Below are 5,685 nucleotides of genomic sequence, written 5' to 3'. Positions count from 1 at the left end.
GGCAGGCCGACTTCGGCGGTGTCGGGCAGATGAGGGTGGCTGGTCGGCCATGTGATGCTGTCGATGGCGTAGAAATAACGGCTGAACATGTTGGTCTTTCTGTGTGAGGTGGCGGACCCTCTTGTCCGTCATCCTCAAGATACCTCTCTCGGCTGCTCGCCTGCATTATTCATCTTCATCGCCATCCTGGAAAGTGCCTGCATGCTTGAATCACCCGTCATGGAATGGTCGGAAGCGCGGTGCCAGATCGACGGAAAACCGAGCCGTTCGAGCGGACGAAGACGGGCAGGTTTCTAGAACGCCTACCATGTCCGCTCGCCGTTCCATCGGGGCTGTCGCCCGAGCATCAGGTTGGCAGCAGTCGAGCAGGCACCATCACCTCGTCGAGGTAGACTTGTCTTGCTCCATGAAGAACAGCGATCTGGGTCGGCACCCGTGGTGTCGAGCCAGTGAAGCTGTTCGCGGTGGGCGCGGACGGGACCGCCAGAGCGGGACCGGCAAGGCCGACGCCTCGAATGACAGCATGAACGTTCATGTCGAACGGTGCCGAGCTTCGCTCGTCCCCGGCCCGTTGGCACTGGTTGCCCCTTGCTGGCGCGGCACGAGGCCGCACCACCAAGCGTCGAACCAGCACCTGCGGGCAAGTTCATGTGGTCGAGGTCGAGGTCGAGGTGGACCAGCACCACTCTCGGCCATCATGTCCGCACTTATCTCTCCATTATTAGAGAGTTTCCTGCGGACACTCGCGCGGGATGATGAGAACGGCAGAAGGACACGTTGGAGCTTACCTCGCTTCGTATGGCGGCTTCGCCATCCATCAGGCAGAAGGTCTTGGTCTTGACGACTGGCAACGGGCCATTCAGTCCGCAGCGCCTTGAGCGGGCTTTTCGATGGAATGGGATGCGGCGAGCGGCTACCACCGAACATCGAAGATGCGTAGTCAAGGATACTGGACACCAATGAACCTGAAGGAATCGCTGTCCAAGGCCAAGACCGAAGAGGACGTTAAGGACGCATATATCAAGGCCCTCGGGCTCAAGCGCTACACGAAGGGCTTGGTTGATATTCAATCGGAAGAGATTTGGTTCGAAGCGAAGGGCAATCCAACTGCGCCCGTCGTCATGTTCGCCCAACTGCTGTTTTATCTGCGCGATGCCCGCAAAAGAGGGGAGCACATTCCCGCGTTCCTCGCGGTGATCGACCGAGAGAAGGCGGCGATCATGCTTACCGAACACGCCCTTCCCATTCTTGACGACAAGTCGATCGAGTGGCCGAAATCGGGATCGAAGGCAGGCAAGTCCCTAACCGCACAAGGTAATGCCCTAGCGGCGCAGGTCGCGCCCTACATCGAGACGCACTTCGTCGTCTACGATATTGCGACGCATGAGGCCGAGTTCAAAAAGGCCATTAAGGGCGCGATCACCGAAGGCAAGATCATCCGAACCCCGATCACCCCGGACAATCTCCGGCAGGTGTTCGATAAATGGGTGTCGATGATCGGGAGCGAACTCGGAGACGTAAGCGAGTCCGACTACGCCGTGCTGTTCTTCGCCGATATCATGCACGACGGGAAGAAGGCAGCGATGCGCGATCTTCCTGCCAAGCTCCTACACGATGACGAGAAGCCGGTCTTTGTGCTTAACGGTGAGACATACGAACTGGCGAGCCTCCACGGCTACCGCGCGTTCTGGGCGATCTACCACCGGCCTCCCGAGGAGGAATATCGCCGCTACCTACTTGAGCGCCGCGACAGCCTTCTTCCGATCGACGAGCGCAGCTTCAAGGGCGCTTATTACACCCCGCTCCACATTGTGGATAAGGCTTATGATGAGCTTACCCTAGTGCTCGGCAAGAACTGGCAGCGCAACTATATCGTCTGGGATATGTGCTGCGGCGTTGGCAACCTTGAAGTTAAGCACAGCAACTATCGCAACGTGTTCATGAGCACATTGGATGAGGCTGATATAAAGGTGATGCACGCCAGTCAAACGTGTGTGGGCGCTACCATATTTCAATATGACTACCTGAACGACGACATTACCGATTTCGGTGAGATCGACTATTCCCTTACGAACAAGCTCCCTCCGGCGCTGCGGCAAGCGATCTCCGACGCAAACAACAAGGTGGCAGGCGCGAAGAAGATTCTCGTCCTGATCAACCCGCCTTATGCGGAGGTGACCAGCGGCGGCAACACGGTGGCCAATCTGGAAGAGGGCACCAGCAAGGCGGGCGTGACAGCGACGATGGTAGCCAAAACTCTCATGGAAGGCTACGGTAAGGCGACCAACGAGCTTTTCATGCAGTTTGTCGGGCGGCTGCACAAAGAAGCTCCCGCCGTCACACTGGCGATGTTCAGCAAACTCAAGTATATCAGCACGCCCACGCTGAAAGAGTTTCGCAGTAAGTGGAAGGCCAAGTTTCTCGGCGGCTTCGCCGTTCACAGCCAAGCGTTCGATGGGCTGAAGGGTGACTTCCCGATTGGCTTCCTGATTTGGGATACGGGTAAGAAGCAGCCCATCAAGGACGTAGAGGTCTCCGTTCTCGATCGGTCGGGCAAGATTGTGGGGGAGAAGACCTTCATCAACTATGACGGCCAAGCGCTGTTGACGGATTGGGTTGCTCGTCCTCCCTCCAATAGCGATCAGGTCGTGCCGCTCAAGAATGCAGTGGTGCCTGCAACCGCCGCGAAAGATTTGCGGGGCACGCGATGGTCAGACGGCGCGATCGGTTGGCTCAACTGCGCGGGTAACGATCCACAGAATGCGGGATCGAAGACGATGCTGTTCTCATCGGGCTACGGCAGTGCTCGTGGCTTCTTCGTGAATGCCAAGAACGTGGGGCAAGCAGCAGTCGTTTTCGCCGTTCGCCGTCTCATCAAGCCGACTTGGTTGAACGATCGTGATCAGTTCCTCCAGCCGTCATCGGCACTATCTGACGCCTTCAAGAACGATTGCCTCGTGTGGATGCTGTTCAACGGGAGCAACTTGAGCGCTGGTGCGGACGGGCTGAAGTGGGGTGGCAAGGACTGGTCCCTGACCAACCACTTCATCCCGTTCACGGAGAAGGAAGTTGGCGCTTCGAAGGGCTTTCAATCCCACTTCATGTCCGACTACCTGTCCAAGCTGAAGCTATCGGCAGAGGCCAGGGCTGTGATGAAGGAAGGCCAGAACCTCTGGGCGCTCTATCATAAGTCGTCTTTTGGTCGGAGCATCCGCGACGAATACAAGCTCAATCGGTCAGACGCTGGATGGTTTCAGATACGCAACGCACTGGCGGCAAACAGCAACAACGTTACAGTGGACTTCGACCCTTTTCGCGACGCATACAAGGCTTTGAGCGACAAGCTGCGTCCCAAGGTGTTCGAACACGGGTTTCTGCCCGAGTGATCAGAAAGGCACTTCGTCATCAATCTGGCCCCATGAATAGGCATCCTTCGGCTTCGCCTCCGGCGGCAGCGGCGTGCCGCTGACCGGGAAAAGCTCTAACAGGTCATCCCGGTCCATAAAGATGATATGGCGACGGCTTTCTTGATCCAGCGTGGTGACGATCAGGTGTCGCGCCTGCTTGGTGATCTCGCCACCCGCGACGATGTAGACGTGATCCACCAGCACGTTCTTGTTAATGGCTGGATCGAACACCGGGTGGCCCAAGGCCATGCGAGCTTGGTTGACCAACTCCATCGCGTTGGCGTTGCTCCCCTTGGTGGCACCGGCTGCGTCCACCTTCCCCTTCTTCACTTGCACGCCGAAGTAGACGCTGTGCTGCGTCGGCAGGGTGAACTTCATCCACAGGTCTTTGCCAAACTCCATAGCCTTGTCCCGATGACCGGCCACGGTGATTCGCTCGAAGCCTAGCTGGCGAAGCAGTGGCAGCAGCACCTTGGTGGTAAGGTCATCCTCCGAACAGGTGTTCAGGTAGGTGTCCAAAAGATCGCGCGTCTCGCGTTCTTCCTTGGACAGCGGCCGCTTGAGGTTAGGTGACACCGATAGAGTATTGGTTTTGACGTGCCGCACGTAGCAGTTGCCGTCGTCGGCATAGAAGGCTTCGAAGCCTTCATCACGCAGCGCGCCATTCAGGGCGAGCAAGGCGTTCACTCGTGAGCGATCTTCATCCTTGCACTCGCTTGGGTTCATGAGGTGCTGGATAATGGTGGTGAAGCGAGCCGGGAGGGCATGAGCACCCGGCTTTGGATCGTTCAGTGCCTCACGCAGGCGATCGACCACCCACCATCTGCGCGTTCCACCGAACGTTTCATCGAACCCGCAATCCTCCATGAACTCTTGGAGTAGGGTGCCAGTCCGGTAGACGAAGTAGGTGGGCGTATCGCCACAGATCATGTCCGCAATCTTGCGGAGGGTGCCATTTCTAAACATAGCGCGACCATACGGGCAAGCGAGCCGTCAGGCTAATGACTTATAAGCGACGCGCTTCTTCCGAGAATGTTCGCCGGCCATTCAAGATCACTGCTAAATAAATCGGAGGAACGCGATGGATTGGAAGAAGTATCAGCAACGCCGCAGGGGTGAGTGCCACATAGACCTTAACGGTGAAGGTATCCTTGCCGAGTTCGAGATGGGCATCATCGAAACCGGGCGGCAGCGTGTATTCTCGGGCCACTACTTCAAGGCGCTCGGCCCGGAGGGTGAGGAGTGGTTGGGGGAGGATGCTTCCTCAATGCGGGCCGCGCTCCGCGCGCTCGATGAGGATGTTGGGCGCGACGGAGGCAGGCTGCTGTGTGCGGGTCTTCACCACGGTTTCCACGAGAGTGGTTTGAGCATGGACACTGGCTACGGCTACATTCACGGATACCCGAGAGCCGTTCACATGATGGAGCGTCCACGCCTGCTCGCCATCGACGAAGCGGCAGCGGCGGCGAGCACCCCCTCCGGTGCGGCGGAGGTGCTCGCGTCCATGCGCGAACGGATGCGCGATCAACCCTGACGGCCAGGCCTGGCCGTTAGGCAGCACGCTTCCGACGCTTCCGCTCGGCATCTAGCTTTCGACGATTCGCCTTGCGCCGCTCCTGTTCCTCCGGGGTTAACACGATCACCGGTCTTCCCCCTTGCGCCGCTGGCAACAGTCCGACGCCAAGCGGCACATGGCGCATCGTCGCCGCCACATACGGCAGCGTGTCGAAGTAGTCCTTGAGATAAGCTGCCTGTGCGCGGTTGAATACCCACAGGTGGACCGGCGTGCGATTCGCCGGATCGCGCACGCTGGTGCGGGTCACAAACTGAAGGATGGTCTCGAACTCGACGCTACGGGTCCAGATGACGGGGTCAAGGTGGAGTGCCGTCAGTAGACCCCGCAGATTGGACGAGGGCTTGGCCGAGTAGATCGCGGCTGCATGGCTGACGCCCATATGACGGTTCGTTCCGGCCTGACGCGGAGTGAGGTAGTCGTTCTCGGGCAATCCCAGCAGCGCCTTCGGCGTGTGCGCGGCGACTGACAGGATGCGAGCGTAGCGACAATCAAGATGAGAATCGGTTGTTGGGGTGTCGGTGAAGGGCGGAGGGCGTAGCCCGAAGCCCGTAGCCGAGACCCCAACAACCGATGGCCCTTTAATGGAGGAGCCGCAGATCGTCGGGGCCGACCCAATATTCATTGGCATATCCAGATTGGAGGGAGATGCCGTGAGTGCCGGGTTGCCAAGTCAACGATCATCAAATGAGGCTTTTCATGAAA

At 58.4% G+C, this 5,685-nt stretch carries 5 protein-coding genes; 2 read left to right on the top strand and 3 right to left on the bottom strand.

The genetic code is table 11. From position 1 onward, the window contains the following. Positions 1-346 precede the first annotated feature (346 nt). Entirely contained in the window at positions 347-535 is a 189-nt protein-coding gene (locus tag LH128_RS33350) for a hypothetical protein (protein ID WP_172705026.1), read from the bottom strand. A gap of 424 nt (positions 536-959) precedes the next feature. On the opposite strand from LH128_RS33350, the gene LH128_RS11430 reads away from it, so the two are divergent. Next, a complete protein-coding gene (locus LH128_RS11430) occupies positions 960-3,386 on the top strand; it encodes a hypothetical protein (protein ID WP_008829783.1) in 2,427 nt (808 codons plus the stop codon). On the opposite strand, the gene LH128_RS11425 is transcribed toward LH128_RS11430, so the two are convergent. Beyond that, entirely contained in the window at positions 3,387-4,337 is a 951-nt protein-coding gene (locus tag LH128_RS11425) for a hypothetical protein (RefSeq protein WP_008829782.1), read from the bottom strand. Between the two features lie 151 nt (positions 4,338-4,488). Here LH128_RS11425 and LH128_RS11420 point away from each other — a divergent pair, with 151 nt between their 5' ends. After that, positions 4,489-4,941, top strand: a complete 453-nt coding sequence (locus tag LH128_RS11420; RefSeq protein WP_008829781.1) for a hypothetical protein — start codon at positions 4,489-4,491, stop codon at positions 4,939-4,941. A gap of 16 nt (positions 4,942-4,957) precedes the next feature. Here the strand turns inward: LH128_RS11420 and LH128_RS33345 are convergent, their stop codons facing one another. After that, complete coding sequence (locus LH128_RS33345) at positions 4,958-5,605, bottom strand: hypothetical protein (protein WP_172705025.1); 648 nt, start codon at positions 5,603-5,605, stop codon at positions 4,958-4,960. Positions 5,606-5,685: the final 80 nt, after the last annotated feature.

Origin of the sequence: Sphingomonas sp. LH128, assembly GCF_000293195.2 — a bacterium.
In the GTDB taxonomy this organism is placed as follows: domain Bacteria; phylum Pseudomonadota; class Alphaproteobacteria; order Sphingomonadales; family Sphingomonadaceae; genus Novosphingobium; species Novosphingobium resinovorum_A.
The sequence above is the reverse complement of the archived record's forward strand: the minus strand, read 5'-3'. Positions and strand labels throughout refer to the sequence as shown.